The organism is Nocardia sp. NBC_01503, assembly GCF_036327755.1.
Taxonomy (GTDB): domain Bacteria; phylum Actinomycetota; class Actinomycetes; order Mycobacteriales; family Mycobacteriaceae; genus Nocardia.
Genome location: NZ_CP109596.1, coordinates 3,167,724 through 3,185,012 on the forward strand (window position 1 = coordinate 3,167,724; position 17,289 = coordinate 3,185,012).

23 protein-coding genes are annotated in these 17,289 nt (G+C 65.8%); 16 read left to right on the top strand and 7 right to left on the bottom strand.

The annotated features are described in order from the left end of the window. Positions 1-32: 32 nt before the first annotated feature. On the top strand, positions 33-461 hold the full coding sequence (locus OHB26_RS14280; protein ID WP_330184651.1) for a hypothetical protein: 429 nt from the start codon (positions 33-35) through the stop codon (positions 459-461). Between the two features lie 109 nt (positions 462-570). Here the strand turns inward: OHB26_RS14280 and OHB26_RS14285 are convergent, their stop codons facing one another. Beyond that, positions 571-876 carry a hypothetical protein gene (locus OHB26_RS14285; RefSeq protein WP_330184652.1) on the bottom strand — a complete coding sequence of 102 codons (306 nt, stop codon included), beginning with the start codon at positions 874-876 and terminating at the stop codon, positions 571-573. 206 nt (positions 877-1,082) lie between these two features. Here OHB26_RS14285 and hemB point away from each other — a divergent pair, with 206 nt between their 5' ends. From hemB to OHB26_RS14305, 4 genes are all read left to right on the top strand, one after another. Further along, positions 1,083-2,060 (top strand): porphobilinogen synthase, encoded by a 978-nt coding sequence (hemB, locus tag OHB26_RS14290; RefSeq protein WP_330184653.1) that lies wholly within the window; start codon positions 1,083-1,085, stop codon positions 2,058-2,060. 37 nt (positions 2,061-2,097) lie between these two features. Then, positions 2,098-2,589 carry a hypothetical protein gene (locus tag OHB26_RS14295; protein ID WP_330184654.1) on the top strand — a complete coding sequence of 164 codons (492 nt, stop codon included), beginning with the start codon at positions 2,098-2,100 and terminating at the stop codon, positions 2,587-2,589. Positions 2,590-2,887: 298 nt separating this feature from the next. After that, a complete protein-coding gene (locus OHB26_RS14300) occupies positions 2,888-3,424 on the top strand; it encodes a hypothetical protein (RefSeq protein ID WP_330184655.1) in 537 nt (178 codons plus the stop codon). Next, positions 3,424-3,684 (top strand): hypothetical protein, encoded by a 261-nt coding sequence (locus tag OHB26_RS14305; RefSeq protein WP_330184656.1) that lies wholly within the window; start codon positions 3,424-3,426, stop codon positions 3,682-3,684. Before OHB26_RS14300 ends, OHB26_RS14305 begins: the two co-directional genes overlap by 1 nt. Before the next feature lie 169 nt (positions 3,685-3,853). On the opposite strand, the gene OHB26_RS14310 is transcribed toward OHB26_RS14305, so the two are convergent. Next, a complete protein-coding gene (locus OHB26_RS14310; RefSeq protein WP_330184657.1) occupies positions 3,854-4,207 on the bottom strand; it encodes a hypothetical protein in 354 nt (117 codons plus the stop codon). 297 nt (positions 4,208-4,504) lie between these two features. Here OHB26_RS14310 and hemL point away from each other — a divergent pair, with 297 nt between their 5' ends. From hemL to ccsB, 6 genes are all read left to right on the top strand, one after another. Next, positions 4,505-5,842, top strand: coding sequence for a glutamate-1-semialdehyde 2,1-aminomutase (gene hemL, locus OHB26_RS14315; RefSeq protein WP_330184658.1), 1,338 nt, complete (start codon positions 4,505-4,507; stop codon positions 5,840-5,842). A 743-nt stretch (positions 5,843-6,585) separates the two neighbouring features. Further along, positions 6,586-7,191, top strand: a complete 606-nt coding sequence (locus OHB26_RS14320; RefSeq protein ID WP_153804228.1) for a histidine phosphatase family protein — start codon at positions 6,586-6,588, stop codon at positions 7,189-7,191. Between the two features lie 38 nt (positions 7,192-7,229). After that, positions 7,230-7,814: a TlpA disulfide reductase family protein gene (locus OHB26_RS14325; protein ID WP_330185640.1), complete on the top strand. Its 585-nt coding sequence runs from the start codon at positions 7,230-7,232 to the stop codon at positions 7,812-7,814. A gap of 2 nt (positions 7,815-7,816) precedes the next feature. After that, complete coding sequence (locus tag OHB26_RS14330) at positions 7,817-8,635, top strand: cytochrome c biogenesis CcdA family protein (RefSeq protein ID WP_330185641.1); 819 nt, start codon at positions 7,817-7,819, stop codon at positions 8,633-8,635. Continuing rightward, positions 8,635-10,260 (top strand): cytochrome c biogenesis protein ResB, encoded by a 1,626-nt coding sequence (gene resB, locus OHB26_RS14335; protein WP_330184659.1) that lies wholly within the window; start codon positions 8,635-8,637, stop codon positions 10,258-10,260. Before OHB26_RS14330 ends, resB begins: the two co-directional genes overlap by 1 nt. Continuing rightward, positions 10,260-11,246, top strand: coding sequence for a c-type cytochrome biogenesis protein CcsB (gene ccsB / locus OHB26_RS14340; RefSeq protein WP_330184660.1), 987 nt, complete (start codon positions 10,260-10,262; stop codon positions 11,244-11,246). Before resB ends, ccsB begins: the two co-directional genes overlap by 1 nt. A gap of 75 nt (positions 11,247-11,321) precedes the next feature. Here ccsB and OHB26_RS39705 read toward each other — a convergent pair whose 3' ends face one another. Next, complete coding sequence (locus OHB26_RS39705; protein WP_442943013.1) at positions 11,322-11,630, bottom strand: DUF4407 domain-containing protein; 309 nt, start codon at positions 11,628-11,630, stop codon at positions 11,322-11,324. A 337-nt stretch (positions 11,631-11,967) separates the two neighbouring features. Between OHB26_RS39705 and OHB26_RS14345 the strand changes: the two genes are divergently transcribed. The 4 genes from OHB26_RS14345 to OHB26_RS14360 all read left to right on the top strand — a co-directional run bounded on the left by OHB26_RS14345 (position 11,968) and on the right by OHB26_RS14360 (position 14,028). Further along, positions 11,968-12,465, top strand: coding sequence for a hypothetical protein (locus OHB26_RS14345; protein WP_330184661.1), 498 nt, complete (start codon positions 11,968-11,970; stop codon positions 12,463-12,465). A gap of 153 nt (positions 12,466-12,618) precedes the next feature. Next, entirely contained in the window at positions 12,619-12,999 is a 381-nt protein-coding gene (locus OHB26_RS14350) for a hypothetical protein (protein WP_330184662.1), read from the top strand. 162 nt (positions 13,000-13,161) lie between these two features. After that, positions 13,162-13,341 (top strand): hypothetical protein, encoded by a 180-nt coding sequence (locus OHB26_RS14355; protein ID WP_330184663.1) that lies wholly within the window; start codon positions 13,162-13,164, stop codon positions 13,339-13,341. Positions 13,342-13,392: 51 nt separating this feature from the next. Further along, positions 13,393-14,028 carry a hypothetical protein gene (locus OHB26_RS14360; RefSeq protein ID WP_330184664.1) on the top strand — a complete coding sequence of 212 codons (636 nt, stop codon included), beginning with the start codon at positions 13,393-13,395 and terminating at the stop codon, positions 14,026-14,028. A gap of 3 nt (positions 14,029-14,031) precedes the next feature. On the opposite strand, the gene OHB26_RS14365 is transcribed toward OHB26_RS14360, so the two are convergent. Then, complete coding sequence (locus tag OHB26_RS14365) at positions 14,032-15,411, bottom strand: DoxX family protein (protein ID WP_330184665.1); 1,380 nt, start codon at positions 15,409-15,411, stop codon at positions 14,032-14,034. A 165-nt stretch (positions 15,412-15,576) separates the two neighbouring features. Between OHB26_RS14365 and OHB26_RS14370 the strand changes: the two genes are divergently transcribed. Next, positions 15,577-15,939 (top strand): glyoxalase superfamily protein, encoded by a 363-nt coding sequence (locus OHB26_RS14370; protein WP_330184666.1) that lies wholly within the window; start codon positions 15,577-15,579, stop codon positions 15,937-15,939. A 299-nt stretch (positions 15,940-16,238) separates the two neighbouring features. Here OHB26_RS14370 and OHB26_RS14375 read toward each other — a convergent pair whose 3' ends face one another. From OHB26_RS14375 to OHB26_RS14385, 3 genes are all read right to left on the bottom strand, one after another. Then, entirely contained in the window at positions 16,239-16,514 is a 276-nt protein-coding gene (locus tag OHB26_RS14375) for a hypothetical protein (protein ID WP_330184667.1), read from the bottom strand. Positions 16,515-16,608: 94 nt separating this feature from the next. Next, positions 16,609-16,809 (bottom strand): hypothetical protein, encoded by a 201-nt coding sequence (locus OHB26_RS14380; RefSeq protein ID WP_309230565.1) that lies wholly within the window; start codon positions 16,807-16,809, stop codon positions 16,609-16,611. Between the two features lie 70 nt (positions 16,810-16,879). Beyond that, positions 16,880-17,113 (bottom strand): BldC family transcriptional regulator, encoded by a 234-nt coding sequence (locus OHB26_RS14385; RefSeq protein WP_330184668.1) that lies wholly within the window; start codon positions 17,111-17,113, stop codon positions 16,880-16,882. Between the last annotated feature and the right edge of the window lie 176 nt (positions 17,114-17,289).

Sequence of the window (17,289 nt, forward strand, 5' to 3'; positions counted from 1 at the left end):
CACATTCCGGGAGCTGGCCTACTGTTCGCGTGATGAAGCGAATCATAGTGAATATGCTTGGGGCTGCGGCCTTTTCGGGCGGAATCCTGATGGCCGGAATCGGTTCGGCCGCGGCAGCGCCGCAGGGTATCCCGCTGGAGTCCGCGCCCGTCGCGGATTCGGGCTCCAGTGCGGGCAATCTACTCGCCGGCATCCTGGGCACCGGCTCCGCCGCGATCAAATGTATGGCGGGCGGCGGCGATTGGTCTTCTTTCCCGCGCTCGGCGGACGGTCCGATGGGCTGCCTGCCCTCGGGTTACGGAATTTCGGCGACCTCGGGTGGCGCAACTCCGGCCGACTCGATCGCGGACCCCGGCACCGGTTCCGCCTCCGGTTCCGCGCAACTCCTGCTGAAGTGTCTGACCAGCGGGTCTTCCGTGGCCCCCGGTGACCAGATGGGCTTCCCCGCTATCTGCCGTTGACGATTTCGCGGCCCCGGCCGAAATCGATTGCCGTGGAACATCCACGCCTGGTTTCCGGACGGTCCCACTCGTCATGAAGGCGAGCCGGACCCTCCGGTGTCCGGTCAGGTCAGCGTTGGGCGGCCATCATGCGGCGGACCATGCGGCAGGTGGCATCCGACGGCCGGTGTACGCCGACGAAATCGGCTGTCTCCCTGATCTTTTCGTTGGTCGCCTGGTCGGGGGCGAAGGTGCCCGCGTCCAATAGGGCGATGGCCAGGCGCATGGCCTTGATACGCCGGTTGTGCGAGATGTACCAGGAGCGTGGACGGCCCGCGGGTAGTGGTTGCTTGATGAGTGGGCGCCAGGCGTGATCGATCACGTCCCCCTTCTTGGGCACCGCGGCCTCATCGGACATGTTTGTCTTGCTGGACATGTTGGGTACGGCTGCAAGCACGACCAATCCTCCCTGTCGCGATCAGAGTTCGAGTCGAAACTTCCGACGCGATCTCTTCGAACACATCTTCGATTCTACCCGTGACCACCGACAAAGTCCGCTGCTCACAAAGGTTTACGGGACATACCCGGCAAACCCCCGGAGGCCCCCGCGACGGACGGACGGCACGGGCATATCATCGCCGTATGACCGGAATGGACCGCCCACGGCGGTTGCGCCGCACCCCAGCTCTACGTCGTCTGGTGGCTGAAACCACACTGCAGCCCAGGCAACTAGTGCTCCCCATGTTCGTCGCCGACGGGCTCGACGAACCTCGTGAAATCTCCTCCATGCCAGGCGTTTACCAGCATTCGATGGATTCACTGCGCAAGGCCGCGGTGGAGGCCGTCGCGGCGGGCGTCGGCGGGCTCATGCTCTTCGGCGTTCCCCGCCCCGAGGACAAGGACCCGCAGGGCAGTCAGGCCAGTGATCCGAACGGCATTCTGAATCGCGGACTTCGCGCCCTGGTCAACGAGGTCGGCGGCTCGACCGTCGTGATGGCCGATACCTGCCTGGACGAATTCACCGATCACGGGCACTGCGGCGTACTCGGCGCGGACGGCGGTGTCGACAATGACGCCACCCTGCGTCGCTATGTCGACATGGCCGTCGCGCAGGCCGAGACCGGCGCGGACCTGCTCGGCACCAGCGGCATGATGGACGGCCAGGTCGGCGCGATTCGCGCGGGTCTGGACGCGGCCGGATATATCGACACCGCCATTCTGGCCTACGCCGCCAAGTACGCCTCCGCCTTCTACGGTCCCTTCCGGGAGGCGGTCGGCTCCTCGCTGGAGGGCGATCGCCGTACCTACCAGCAGGATCCGGCGAATCGCCGCGAGGCCGTGCGCGAGCTGGAGCTCGATCTCGCCGAGGGCGCGGATATCGTCATGGTGAAGCCCGCCATGTCGTACCTGGATATTCTGCGCGATGTCGCGGACCGCTCCACGGTTCCGGTGGCGGCCTATCAGATCTCCGGCGAGTACGCGATGATCACCGCCGCCGCGCAGAACGGCTGGATCGATCGCCGCGGCGCGATCCTGGAGTCGCTCCTGGGCATCCGGCGTGCGGGAGCGGATATGGTGCTCACCTACTGGGCCACCGAAGCCGCGCACTGGCTTGGCTGAGCAGGCTCTACCCGCGGTGAATTCGATGATCCCTCCCATGGGCGCGCGCCCGGTGCCCGAGGATGTGCGTACCTCCTGCCAACTCTGGTGTGCGGCACTGGCACTCGGTGTGGTGCAGGTGGTCGCGGTGCTGCTCGCCCAGCTGGGGCAGCGCGGGGAGCTGGCGCGGGAGATGGTCGATCGTGCGGCGGGCACGAAACAGCCGGTGACCTTGGCGCAGGCGCAATTACAGGTGTTGGTGGGGCTCACCGTGATCGCGCTGCTGTGGTTGGCGTTGAACGGTGCGGGTGCGGCCGTGGTGTATCAGCTGTGGCGTGGAAAGAACTGGGCGCGTGCGGTTCTCACCGGATACGCGTTCTTCCTGGCGCTCGGCGCGGGATTGGCGATTATCGGCAAGGGCACGCTGTCGGGGGTGGCGGGCATGGTCGCCGGGGGTGTTTCGATCGTGCAGGCGGTGCTGGCCGGCGGCGCCGTATTCCTTTGCCACCGAATCGATTCGGAGCCGTTCTTCCGGCCCGGACCGCGATGAATACTGCGGAGTTTGTTACGGGCGTACTACCGGGTACAGTGAGGGCTGTCACAGAGAGTTCGGGAACCGGAAGTCACTCGTCATGCGTTGTGCCATGGCCTGTTCGGCGCCGGAGAGGCGGAGGCAACGATGCGAGTGGTTATCCAGCAACCACACAGCCTTCGGCGCGACGTGCTGGGGTTGAGTCTGCTGTTCCTGTTCGGACTGCTCACCCTCGCCGTGCTGTTGATTCCGGGTCTGCTCGCCTGAGCGCAATGCGCCGCTCGTCCGGTTCGCGCGGTCCAGCTAGGTTCTACCTATGAGTGACCCCGCCGCGAATGTGCTGTTCTCCGAGCCCGGTGCGCGCTATCGCACTATTGCCTACGGTCCCGTGCTGTGTGGAATCGTGCTGGGGCTGGAGGTCATTCGCGGTGGCCAGGCGCACTGGTTCGGGCTCATCTTCTGCGGTCTGCTGCTGGCCGGATTCGTCTGGTTGCAGGTGATCGCCGGCAAGCGCCACATCAGCGTCGAACTCACCCCCGACACGCTGCGCGAGGGCACCGAAACGCTGCCGCTGCGCAGCATTGCCGAAGTGTTGCCGGAGATCGATGAGGAGTCCTGGGATGATGAGGACTGGGAATCGGCGCGGGCGCTCGGTGAACTCACCGGGGTACCGCGGCGGCGCAAGGGCATCGGACTGAAACTGCGCGACGGCGGCCTGGTGCAGGCGTGGGCGCGGGATCACCACACCCTGCGCGCCGAACTCACCGCGGCGGTCGCGGCGCTCGACGGTTCCGGCACGCCGGTGGCCGAGGCCGAAACGGCCGAGGGTGACGAAGAGAAGGAGGCGCGGTGATGCGGTGGCTGGCCGTGCTCGCCGAACTCGTACTCGCCGCCGTGATCGCGGTGGTCGCGATCTGGTGCTGGCGCAATGGGGTTCACACCACCTGGTTCAAACCCGCCGGGGACGCACCCGGATTCTCGGCGACCCGGTACTCGGGGCCGTGGCTGGCCGGATCCGCGGCGATCATGATCATCGCCGGACTGCTCGGCATCGACGGGGTGGGCAGGGCGCTGCGGCCGACACGCCGTGTGCGGGTGCGCGAAGATCGCTGATCACTGATTTCCGCAATTGCGCGGGCGGACAATGGAGTCCATGACGCAGCTGCCGATTCTGTCGTTCTCCTGGCTGGACCTACTACCGCCCCAGTTGAATTGCCTGTTCAGCACCGGTTGGGCCGCATTCTGCCTCGGGGTGCCGCTGTCCTAGCGGCACCCGTCCGACTCACTCCCAGTTCTGGTAAATATCCAGCACTCGTCCACCACGAGTTCCGGGTGCATTGAAATAGACGACAACGGAGCCGTCGGGGTGGTCGGCGGCCTCCATCACCACCTGCCGCAGCGAGGCGTGCACGCCGCCGCCGTCATCCTTATAGATATTGGTGTCCGGCTTCAGCCCCGCACCCATCCGGCTCAGCGGTACGAACATGCTCACCACCGCCGGGATCGGCCCGCCCGCCAGCGCGGCGGTCTCGTCATGCGAGAGCGCCATTCCGATTCGTCCCTGATCGGGCTGTGCGATCGGCGTCCCCGCGCTCGCCTGTCCGGCCCCCGCGATCAGCCCTGCCGAAATTCCCACCGCCACCACTAGTCCCGCACCGACCCGCATATAGTTCAGCCCTCTCTCGATGCCGCTTCTGAGTCGTGAGATTACGCATCAGCAACTCTTCAGCGATCGATGTTGCGCCCGAACGACTCCGGCGTGTTGCCGCCCCCGGGCCAATGTGCGGCGCTGTCACCTGCGATGACGCGCGCAGCGCCGTATCGGATGCGGGCCGGGCGAACAGATGCGAAGATGTCAGGTTCGATGTGGGACAACCCACTCTCCTACACCCTGTCGTCGACGAGCTTGCGGGCGGCTGCGAGACTAGGTGCCGTGAGTTCTTCTCCGCGTGTGAGCCAGGCGTCGGTGCCGGTCTCAGCCCAGCTTTTCGAACGCGCCGCGGCGGTCATTCCGGGCGGTGTGAATTCGCCGGTGCGGGCCTTCAACTCGGTGGGCGGGACGCCGCGGTTCATCAAATCCGCGAGCGGGTACACGCTGACCGATGCCGACGGCAACGACTACGTCGACCTGGTGTGTTCGTGGGGTCCGATGATTCTCGGGCATGCGCATCCCGAGGTTGTCGAGGCCGTGCAGCGGGCCGCGGTCGGCGGATTGTCCTTCGGCGCGCCGACCGAGGCGGAGATCGAACTGGCCGAGGCCATCGCGGCGCGGGTCGAACCCGTCGAGCGGGTGCGCCTGGTGAACTCGGGCACCGAGGCCACCATGAGCGCGGTCCGGCTGGCGCGCGGATTCACCGGACGCAGCAAGATCATCAAGTTCAGCGGTTGCTACCACGGGCATGTGGACGCTCTGCTCGCCGATGCCGGATCCGGCCTCGCGACCCTGGGCCTGCCCACCTCGCCGGGTGTCACCGGCGCGCAGGCGGCCGACACCATCGTGCTGCCGTACAACGATCTCGCGGCCGTGGCAGCGGCCTTCGCCGCGCATCCCGGGCAGATCGCCTGCGTCATCACCGAGGCGGCGGCGGGCAATATGGGCGCGGTCGCGCCGCTGCCCGGATTCAACGCGGGGCTGCGCACGCTGACGCGGGACAATGGCGCGCTGCTCATCATGGACGAGGTCATGACCGGTTTCCGGGTGAGCTCATCGGGTTGGTACGGCCTGGAGGGTGTCGCGGGCGACCTCTACACCTTCGGCAAGGTGATGAGCGGCGGTCTGCCCGCCGCGGCCTTCGGCGGTCGCGCCGAGATCATGAACCGATTGGCTCCGCTCGGCCCGGTTTATCAGGCGGGCACGCTCTCCGGCAATCCGGTCGCGGTGGCGGCGGGCCTGGCCACACTGCGCGCGGCCGATGCCGAGGTCTACGCCGCGCTCGATCGCAATTCCAAGCGGCTGGGCACGCTACTCGGTGACGCGCTCGCGGCCGAAGGCGTCCGGCATCGGGTGCAATTCGCAGGCAATATGGTGAGCGTGTTCTTCGCCGACGCCCCGGTCACCGACTATGCCGCCGCCAAGGCGGCCGAGACGTGGCGTTTCCCCGCCTTCTTCCATGCCCTGCTCGACGCCGGTGTGTACGCGCCGCCGAGCGCCTTCGAGGCATGGTTCGTCTCCGCGGCACTCGACGAGGACGCATTCGATCGCATCGCCGCCGCCCTCCCCGCCGCCGCGCGTGCCGCGGCAGCCGCCACCCCCGAAGGATCCGCCGCGTGACCTCCCAGCCCGAGACCGGTCTACCCGCCCCCGGCCCCCATCCGGCCCCCCTGACTCCCGCCGAAGCCTCCCGCCTGCTGGACTCCATCCGCCAGGCCGAGGATGAGCTCGCCGAGACCGGTGAGAATATCGCCGTCGCTCCGGTGGCCGAAACCGTCACGCCCGCAAAGGATTCAGCCGACGAGGCGGGTGATCGCAGTGCCGCGCCGACCGCGGCCGCGGCGGTGCCCGCGACGGCTGAACCACATGCGGTGGATGCCGAAGGGTCCGAGCGGGAGGCGGGGACGCCCACAAGGTCCGCCACGGCCGAATCCGTATCCGTCCCCGGTGATGCCGGGCGGGTCGATGGGTCGTCCGCTGCCGATCTGGCCGCCGTCGTCGCCGGGTGGGCCGATGCGTCCGCGGCCGATGCCGCCCGAGCCGACTCCCTGCGGACCGGCGCTGACGAGTCCGGGATCGACTCTGCCGCAACGGATTTCTTCGCCGGCGAGCCGGTGGCGGTTGAAGTCGAAACGGCCGGAGGGTATTTCGCCGCAGATGTCGCGTTCGCCGTCGACTCGGATGACGCATCGAACGCGGAGGGTGGTGCGGCGGAGCCTCCGCTCGCCACGGACGCCGAGGGTGTCGGTGTGGAAGCGGGTGAATCCGCCAACTCGTCCGATGTGAGCGAATCGGCCCTCGCCGCAAGTGGTTTCGTGCTGCCCGGCGATGTCGCCGATGATATCGAGACCATCGTGCATGTCATGCGGCACGGTGAGGTGCACAATCCGAAGGGGATTCTGTACGGCCGCCTGCCCGGCTTCCAGTTGTCGGTGACCGGGCGCGCGCAGGCGCAGGCCGTGGCGCGCTCGCTGGCCGATCACGATATCGCGCTGGTGGTGGCCTCGCCGCTGCAGCGGGCCCAGGAGACCGCGGAACCCATCGCGCTGCACCATGATCTGGTCATCCGCACCGATGACAATCTGATCGAGGCCGGGAACACCTTCGAGGGCCTGCGGGTCTCGATGAGTGACGGTGCACTGCGTAAGCCGCGGCACTGGTGGAAGATGCGTGATCCGTTCACCCCGTCCTGGGGTGAGCCGTACCTGCAGATCGCGCACCGCATGCTGGCCGCGGTGAACAAGGCCCGGGTCGAGGCGGCGGGCCGTGAGGCCGTGCTGGTCTCGCATCAGCTGCCGGTGTGGACGCTGCGCCGATTCCTGCAGGGGCAGCGGCTCTGGCATGACCCGCGTAACCGGCAGTGCTCGCTCGCTTCCATGACTTCGCTCGTGTACCAGGGCGATACGCTGATCGATATCGTCTACAGCGAACCCGCGGGCGCCTCGGATCCCAAGGTGACGGGGGCATGAGCGGGACCGCGTCCGGCACCCTCGCACGCTCCGTGTCGATGCTGCTGGCGAGCCTGTCCCTGGTGGCGGTGCTGGCCGGTTGTTCGACCGCGGGTAAGGACGCGGTAGCGCAGGGCGGGACCTTCGATTTCGTCTCGCCCGGCGGTAAGACCGATATCTTCTACGATCCGCCGGAGTCGCGCGGGACCATCGGCAAGCTGTCCGGCCCGGATCTGATGACGGCCGGGAAGACCACCTCGGTGGACGACTTCCCCGGCAAGGTCGTCGTGGTTAATATCTGGGGTCAGTGGTGTGGCCCGTGCCGCGCGGAAGCGCCTGCGCTGGAACAGGTTTACGACGCGACCAAGGATCGGGGCATCGCCTTCCTCGGTATCGACGTGCGGGACAACCAGCAGGACAAGGCGCAGGATTTCGTCACCGACAACAAGGTCGGGTATCCCTCGATCTACGACCCGTCCATGCGCAGTCTGCTCGCGCTGGGCGGCAAGTTCCCGACCAGCGTCATCCCGACCACCATCGTGCTGGACCGTCAGCACCGGGTCGCGGCGGTATTCCTGCGCTCACTGCTCGCGACCGACCTGCAACCCGTCGTGGAGAAGCTGGCCAAGGAAGGTCAGCAGTGAACGTGACAGTCCTTGCCAGCGTGGGTGATTCGTTCCAGCAGACCGCCGCCACCGGACCGCTGCTGCTCGCGCTGGGCGCCTGTGTGCTGGCGGGGCTGGTGTCATTCGCCTCGCCGTGTGTGGTGCCGCTGGTGCCCGGCTACCTCTCCTATCTCGCGGGTGTCGTCGGTGCGGAAGCGCCGCCGGTCACGGTGGAGTCCGCCAAGCGCACCGCCGTCGCCGAACGCAATCGCGGTCGGATGCGGGTCGCCGGTGCGGCCGGACTCTTCGTCCTCGGCTTCACCGTCGTCTTCGTGCTGGCATCGGCCACCGTCTTCGGCACGATCCAGGCCCTGAATATGAATCGTGAACTGCTGCAACGCATCGGCGGCGGCGTCACCATTCTGATGGGCCTGGCTTTCATCGGCCTCATCCCCGCCCTGCAACGCGATACCCGCATGGAGCCGCGCCGCCTGAGCGGTCTGATCGGCGCACCCCTGCTCGGCGCGGTCTTCGCGCTCGGCTGGACACCGTGCCTGGGACCGACGCTCTCCGGTGTCATGGCCGTCTCCGCTGGTACCGAGGGCACCACCGCCGCGCGCGGTGTCGCCCTCATCGTGGCCTACTGCCTGGGCTTGGGCCTGCCGTTTGTGATCCTGGCGTTCGGGTCGGCGACCGCACTGCGCGGTGTCGGCTGGTTGCGCCGTAATTCCCGCACCATTCAGGTGATCGGCGGCATTCTGCTCGTTGCCGTCGGCATCGCCCTGGTGACCGGGGCGTGGGACCAGTTCATCTCCTGGATCCGCGACGCCTTCGTCTCGAATGTGACCCTGCCGATCTGATGACTGCCACCCTCGAAACCCCCGCCCCCGCCCGTCCGCCGCGGCCTTCGTTGCCGCGCAGAGCCCTTGCCGTGCTGCGTAATACGTGGCGCGGGCTGACCAGTATGCGCACCGCGCTCATGCTGCTGTTCCTGCTGGCCCTGGCCGCGATTCCGGGTGCGCTGCTGCCGCAGCGGAGCCTGAACAAGCAGAAGGTGGATCAGTACATCGCGGACCGGGCCACCCTGGGTCCGTGGATGGATCGCCTGCAGCTGTTCGACGTGTTCTCCAGCGCCTGGTTCACGGCCGTCTATGTGCTGCTGTTCATTTCGCTGGTGGGCTGCATTCTGCCGCGCGTGCTCGATCACTATCGGGCGCTGCGCACGCCGCCGGTGAAGGCGCCGCGCAATCTGTCGCGGCTGCCGCATCATTTCAGCGGATCGGACGCGGAGACCCCGGATGAGGTGATCGCGCGGGCGCGTAAAGCGTTGCGCGGCTGGCGAACCGTGGTGCAGCCCGGGACGCGCGAGGGTGAGGTCACGCTCTCCGCGGAGAAGGGTTACACCCGCGAGGCGGGCAATCTGGTCTTCCATCTCGCACTGGTGGGTCTGCTGGCGGCGATCGCCATCGGCAAACTGTTCGGGTACGAGGGCAATGTGGTCGTCATCGCCGATGACGGTCCGGGTTTCTGCACCACCTCGCCCGCGGTATTCGACTCGTTCCGCGCGGGCAATGTGAATGACGGCACCGGATTGTCGCCGATGTGTGTGCGGGTGAAGAACTTCAAGGCGGATTACCTGCCGAATGGTCAGGCCGCGATGTTCTCCTCGGATATCCAATATCAGGCCGACTCGGATTTGGATTCGGGGACCTGGCGGGACACCAATATTCAGGTGAATCATCCGCTGCGGGTCGCGGGGGACCGGGTCTACCTGCAAGGCCACGGTTTCGCGCCGACCTTCACGGTGACCTTCCCGAATGGTCAGACGCGGACCGAGACCATTCAGTGGAAGCCGGATGACGCCACCACCTTCCTGTCCTCGGGTGTGCTGCGAATCGATCCGCCGGGTGGTATGTATCCGAGCGAGGAGGAGCGGCGTAAGCATCAGGTCGCGATTCAGGGCCTGTTCGCGCCGACCGCACTGCTGCACGGTTCACTGCTGACCTCGATGTATCCGGCCATGCGGGATCCGATGGTCGCGGTCGACATCTACAAGGGCGATACCGGTTTGGATACCGGGCGCGCGCAGTCGCTGTTCTCGCTCGATCAGGAGATGATCAAGCAGGGGCGGTTGGTCAAGGAGCAGCGGGTGAATTTGAAACCCGGTGCGTCCGCCACGCTCTCCGATGGCACCAAGGTGACCTTCGACGGTGCGCGCGAGTTCGTGAATCTGCAGGTGTCGCATGATCCGGCGCAGCAGTGGGTGCTGGTCAGCGCGCTCACCATGATGGCGGGTCTGCTGGTGTCGTTGCTGGTGAAGCGGCGGCGCATCTGGTTGCGGGTGTACCCCGACGGCGAGCCCGATGGAGTACGACGTACCGTAGTAGAAATGGGTGGATTGGCGCGCACCGACCAGGCGGGTTGGGGCGGCGAGTTCGACCGACTGCGTGAGCGGCTGCTGACCGAGAACACGGGAGAGAAGTAATGCCGATCGACGAGACCATCGCCTCCTACAGCGATCTCGCGTTCAAATCGGCCATCGTGATCTACGCGCTGGTCTGGATCATGCTGGTGTGGCAGTTCGCCGTCACTCGCCCCGTGCCCGTCGCGCGTGAATTGGTCACCGCGGGTGGCGGATCCGAGCCGGTGCCCGCGGCCGCGGCCGATGTCCCCGGGCGCGTTGTGCCAACCGAGCGCGCCAAGCGCCCGTTCCCGGAACGCCTGGGGAATATGGCCTTTGCCGTGCTGTTCGTCGGCTTCGGCGCGCACGCGGTATCGATTGTGTTGCGTGGCTTCGCGACTCACCGTTTCCCGCTCGGCAATATGTTCGAGTTCATCAGCATGGCCTGTGCCGCGGCGGTTCTACTCGGCCTGGTGCTGCTGCGCGAACAGCGCTACCGCGGCATGTGGGCCTTCCTGCTCACCCCGGTGTTGATCCTGCTGTTCCTGGCGGGCACCAAACTGCACGTCGACGCGGCCCCCGTGGTGCCCGCGCTCAAGTCCTACTGGCTGCCCATCCACGTCACCGTCGTCTCCATCGGCAGCGGTGTCTTCCTGGTCTCCGGCGTCTCCAGCCTGCTTTTCCTTTTCCGAATCCGTCAGCCCGCGGGCCACGAATCGGAGAATATCCTCGGCCGATTGGCCCGTCTCCTCCCCGACGCGCAATCGCTGGACCGTCTCGCCTACCGCACCACCATTATCGGATTCCCGATCTTCGGTGCTGGCGTAATCCTCGGCGCGATCTGGGCCGAGGCCGCCTGGGGCCGCTTCTGGGGCTGGGACCCGAAGGAAACCTGCTCCTTCATCGCCTGGGTCCTCTACGCCGCCTACCTGCACGCCCGAGCCACCTCGGGCTGGCGCGACACCAAAGCCGCCTGGATCAATATCGCGGGCTTTATCGCAATGCTCTTCAACCTCTTCATCATCAACATCGTGGTGAGCGGTTTGCACTCCTACGCGGGCCTCAACTAGCCAAGATCGGTCGTGTCGGCCGGGAGATGGCGGTAATCCGGGTCGAGGTGGGTATCGGTCAGATGAGGGAACGACTTACGTTGATGCCCGGTCTGATTCGCCTTCATCGCCCAATAGAGGCGGAACGTCCTCTGGGAGAGCTTGTTCCGAGCGGCTCAGCCGTAACCGTTTCCGTGCACGCTGGAATTGCAACCTTTCGACCGGCCATCGATCGAGGTTGAGAATTACGTTGCCCCAGACGACAGCTATCGGGAAGGCCCACGAGGGTGGTGCACCGATCAAGTTGAGAGCAACGAACATCGAGACCGCAACCAGGGCAAAACTGATCAGCAATGTGGCACCTAGGCGCACGAACCTTGGCCGCTCTTCGGGTACCCACTCCAGAGCTCCGCACGGGCGCCAGACAGCCGGACCAGGAACTTGCCTATCTTCACTTCAGACCGCCCTCTGATCTGAGCTGTCTGGCCTCGTACCACTCTATGGAGGGTGATGCGCGGTAGGCGAGGGAATCGATAACCTGGACCACCGCGAGCCGTGTCTTTTAACCGATCATCGTGTCGCTGAACACAATTCCCGCCCTCGTGCATAACGGGATTCGGACTTGATTCGGCGACGGGTATCGGATACAACTTGATCGTTGCAAATTCGCAACGTGAAACGCTCAGCGCACCAGTTGATTTCGACTGTGCTGCTGCGGGCGTCGGGAGGGTTAGGAAAACTCATGCGTCGGACCATTGCGAAATTCGGTCGTAAGGCTCTCATCGCGGCATTGCCGCTTGCCGTCGGGGTGGCATTCGCCGGGGCGGGAACGGCTTCCGCCGATGCGCCGGTCGGGGCTTTGCAGGTGGCGCCCGTGGTGCAGACCGTCGATGCGCCGGTCGCTATTGCGCAGGTAATGCCGATTGCCGCGCAGCCTGCGGCGGCGGTAATCGAGCAGCCCGTCGCTGCCGCGGAACCGGCCGCCGCGGAGGCGCAGCCGGTGGCCGCCGCACAGGAAATCACCACCAATCCGAATGCGGCCAACCATGATCCGCTGGGTAATGGCGCGGCCGCCGGCGCGATTGTCGGAGCCGTGGTCGGGGCCGTGGTCTGCGCTGCCACCATTGTCGGCATTCTGCTGATTCCGCTGTGCGCCCTCGGCCCGGCCTTCCAGGGCGCCCTGGTCGGTTTGATCGTCGGCGCGGTCGCACCGGATGTCATTCCGCAGGTGCTGCCCTGATCCCACGCGGATAACTCGAAACTGCCGCTCCGGCCGCCGAATCGAATTCGGCGGCCGGAGCCGTATCCAGGGGCATCTGACCGATACTGCCGGAAGTGCCTGTCTGGCAGCGTTATTGCGAATCACCCGCGCAATCAGAGGAGTCGGTACCCGATGGGGAATCTTTTCAAGTCTGTTCCGGTCGCGATCGCACTGGCCGCCGCCGGTGTCGCGCTGAATACGCCGCAGGCGTCCGCGGAGATCGGAACCAGCGTCATCATCGCCGGCGGTGGGCTCAGCAATGGGTTCGGCACGGGCTGCACCTACAACGTGGTCGCGAACAGCACCTCCTGGTCGGGGATGAACTTCTTCGACAATGGTGTCCAATTCGCCGCCACGCCGGACGTTTCGGCGCCGACGACGCGTACGGCGAGTTGGACACCGCGGACAACCGGAACTCATACCCTCGTGGTCACCCAGGGCGAGGACTCCAAGACGATCGTCCTGACCGTCGGAACCGGTATCAACGGCGGAAGTTCCTGCTTCGTAATCTGATTCGACGTGCGGGCCTGACCCTCGGTCACCGATCGGGAGTCAGGCCCGCGCCAGCTCAAATGAGTGAGACATCACGTCACACCAAGCTGGGTCCAGGGTCGTGCGCGCTTGTACTGTCCATATGTCTGTAACAGTGCGTACCGGAAACCCTTGGGAGACGTCGTGATCGACCCTGCTTCGGCCGTCCTACCGGTCGGCATCTGGCTCACCCTGCGTATCGCCTCGCGTCTCGGCGGCGGCACCGACCTCGACTACCGGCGCCGCGAAGAGCGCGCCGCGTTCACGCAGACTCATCGAGTCCATACTTCGCTGAAGCTGCCCAGCGTGCCCGGATTCCATTAGTGTCGGGACCGCATACGGCATGTCTGCATGCCATGCGGGACTGGAGTTCTGATGAGACGCCGATCGATCAGGCGCGCAGCGTCTTTCGTAGCTGCCGGGTTGATCATCGGCGCGGGAACGGTCGGCTTCGGTACGGGAGCCGGGTCCGCCGATACCGGCGACCGCACGCTGACCTTGCGGGTGCATTCCGCCGCGATGGACCGCGATATCGAGGTCAAGGTGCGGCGGCCCGCGGACGCCTCCGGACCACGGCCGGTGCTGTATCTGCTCAACGGCGCCGGTGGCGGTAGCGATATCGCCACCTGGTGGCGCAATACCGATGTGGGCGGCGACGATGACGATCCGGCCTGGGCCGCAAGCGATCCCGTCCTGAACGCCGAGATGCTGCGCGGGACGAAACTGTTCATCTCCGACAGCAGCGGTCTGCCCGGACCGCACGATCGGATCGACGACGGCTACCTGCTGAACCCGACTCCGCTCGGCCTGGCCAATCAGCTCATGACCGGTGGCGTCATCGAGGCGGCGGTCAACTGGTGCACGCAGAATCTGCGAAATCGATTGAACGAGTTGGGGATTCCGGCCACCTACGATTTCCAGGCCGCCGGAACCCATTCCTGGGGTTACTGGCGAGACGCGTTCCATCGCTCCTGGCCGGTGCTGGCCGATGGACTCGGCCTGCCGGAATAACCGCTACCGCATATAAGGCTCGGCCTGTACCCAATGGAAGCCACGGGAGACCGCCGGATAGTGGTCGAGCGGGATCAGTTCCAGTCGCATTCGGATCGGGTGGCCCGCCAGCTGTCCGATCAGAATCAGCCGATTCGGTTGTGGCTGTTCGTAATCGAAGGCGGCCAGCGGCGCACCACCGGTCGCGTCCCGTGGAATAGTGATGGTGTGGCCCGCGGTATCGATTCGCGCGGGGAGGGGGAGTAGCGAGTCGTCCATGCGCTGCACGGTGATCGCGTCCGGAATATCGAAGATTATGCGGCGGAAGCGATCCGAGGCATTCGGGAGTCCGGACCGGGTGGATTCGCGGAAGTCGACCAGGGCGGGGAGTTGCTGTCCGGCCACCGAGTATTCGGTGACATTCCAGATGCCGTAGAGCGGGGACTGCGCTCGGGCATTGCCGTAGGTGTGCCAGCCGTCGAGCCCCTCGGTGAGCGCGGTATAGAACAGCCAGCCGCCGAATATCAGCTGTGCGGCCAGCAGTATTCGATTCCGGCGACCGGTCGTGAAGCGTAGCTCCGGCTCGCGGCGTGGGATCGCGCGACCGAGCAGCGCCCGGACGGTACGCCGGATATCGGGGGCGGCGAGTACCGCCGCGAAGGCGAGCAGTTGCAGGGAGAAGATCTTCACGGGCACGTCGAAGGTGAGGTTCAGCAGGGCCACCTGCAGTGTCACGATGAAGGCGAGTATTGAACCCAGACCTGCCGTCAGGGGCGCGATGAGCAGCAGTGCGGCGGTGATTTCCGCTGCGCCCAAGGCGATTTCGTACGGCTCGGACAGGGCGGTCTGAGTCCAAAGCACCGACATCGGGCTCATATCGCCGAACGGTTCCACCAGCCGCTGCAGTACGAAGGTCATCTGCGAGGGCAGTAGTTTCACCATGCCGTAGAGCAGTAGCGCGCTCACCAGGGCGCCGCGCAGGAGCAGCCGGAACCAGGCGTTCAGGCGCGCGTAGTTCGGCCGATGGCGATCGAGCACCGACCAGACGGCGGTGGCCGCGAATGCGGCGAGCAGCCAGGTGAATGCCGAAATCCATTGTGCCGCAGTATCTCCACTGCCGGATCGGGTGTAGTCGACCGTCGTATGGAAGATGTGTTTACCGACCCGATCGGTGAGCGGATACAGCCCCGTCCACTTCGTCAGCTCCGCCACCGTCTCCTGCGGCACCCCGAACGACCGAATCAGCGCGGTTGCGAGCCAGCCACCCGTCATCCCGGCCCCGAGGAATGCGAACCCGAACCGAAATCCCATGCGCACCAGCGGATGCCACCGCACCACCGGCTGCTCCATATCCGGCCCGGCCACCTCGGCCGACAACTGTGCCACCACGTCGATCTCTCCCACCCACCGGGTCGATTCCCTTGCGGGCGAGAACGTTATGGCAGCGAACACCCCCGGTGAATCCGGCAAAACCGTTGCCCCGACCGCCACTGCCCCCGAAATCCGCGCCCCCCGAATATCCCGCTCGTAGGATTGACGTGCCCATCCGTCGCAAGACAGGAGCAGAGAATGCGTGCGAAGCACATAGTCGCCAACCTCCCCGTCCCCGATATCGAGGCGGCGAAGACCTTCTACACAGATTTCCTCGGCTTGAGCATCGAGGAGTTCAATATGGGCTGGGTGGCCCGCTACACCTCCCCGGACACCGGCGCCAACCTCCAACTGGTCACCCGCGATGCCAGCGCCCCCGTCGATTCGGTCATCTCGGTGCACGCCGAGGACGTCGACGCCGCCTACGAGGAGGCTCAGAAACTGGGCTACGAAATCGTCCACCCCATCACCACCGAACCCTGGGGCGTCCGCCGCTTCTTCGTCCGCGCCCCCGACGGCAATGTCCTCAATATCGTTGCCCACCACGAAGAAACGGACTAACGCTCCCGCCGCGAGCGCAGTCCGCGGCCAGTCGATCGAAGTGGTCGGGCCCGCCGATCCGCCGACCTGGCGCGCAACTGCGAGCCGGGTGGCGATAGGGGTCGGTGCGACCGCCTTATTCGTCTCCGGTGCACTGGCTTTCGCTGGTTCACGGCGCAGTGTCGCAAAGGGTTATCGCCAGCAGGGTGGCGTGATCGGCCGCGCCGACCGGGGTGAGGGTGAGGCGGTCGGTGGTGAGGATACGGAGCGACACCTGGCGATTGGCGTTGGGCGCCGGGGTGATTCGCAGCCGAATATCGTTAGCCGGATTCGGGGCCGTCCGCCTCGGCGTTGGCGAGTTTCACCGCGTCGGCGGTGGCTTCCTTGGCGCGGGCGCGGTCCCATTTGTGGTTGTCGGTGTGATTGTTCTCGGCGACCTTGGCCTGCATCGGTTCGAGTAGCGGGTCGGGCGGTGGGCCGGTGCCGGAGGCGAGCCGGGCCGCGTCTTGTTCGCGGCGTTGCTCTCGGCGCTCGGCGGCATGGGAGTCGCCCTGTTTGCGGCGCGCGTCCTGCGAGAGGTTTTCGTCCTTGTCCATCGGGCACCTTCCGGTCACGTTGGTGACGCCAGTACGCGCTCGAAAAGAAAGGCCGGTCGGTTTGCTGGAAGGATGCCGACCGGTCTGTATTGGACTAGTGATCGGGAGAGCCGGGTTCGCCATCCCGGTGCTGGCGGGATAGCCGCCAAAGGAAATCGGGATCGTCATCAGGACCGATTATGCGGTTGCGTGGTGCCGATGCTGTGCCGGTGCGGGCCGGTCGCTGGGGCCCGAAAGCCTTCCAGCACAACATCGCGACGGCCACTACCGCGATCAGTGCCAACAGGTACGTCACGTCGCTCACCTCCTGCCAACGAGGGTAATCCGTGTCCGTACCCGCGGCACCGCGGAACGAGAAATAGGGGTTAGACGCGAGTTGCCTCGGTGGTGAGAGAACGCAGGAGCTGCAGAACTTCGCTTTCGCGGAACCGGCGGTGACCGCCCGGAGTCCGCAGTGAGCCGAGCCGACCCGCATGAGCCCACCGGGTAACGGTCTTCGGATCGACATGGAACATTGCTGCTACTTGGCCGGGGGTGAGCAGGGTGTCCTGGCTGGAGACGGAACCCATTACGCGGCTCGCCGCGGTGAACGCAGTCATTCGCAAACCTTTCCGTTTTGTCAGATCCCTCATCAGTAGCGACATCGTTGCACTGCACCCCCTGAGTGTTCGAACAGTCTCGATTTGGTAAAGGGGAAGTAATAGACAAAACGGATATCCGTACTGTGTTCGCGGTCACGATTTGCCTCCGTACAGCGAATATCCAGCGACATTCG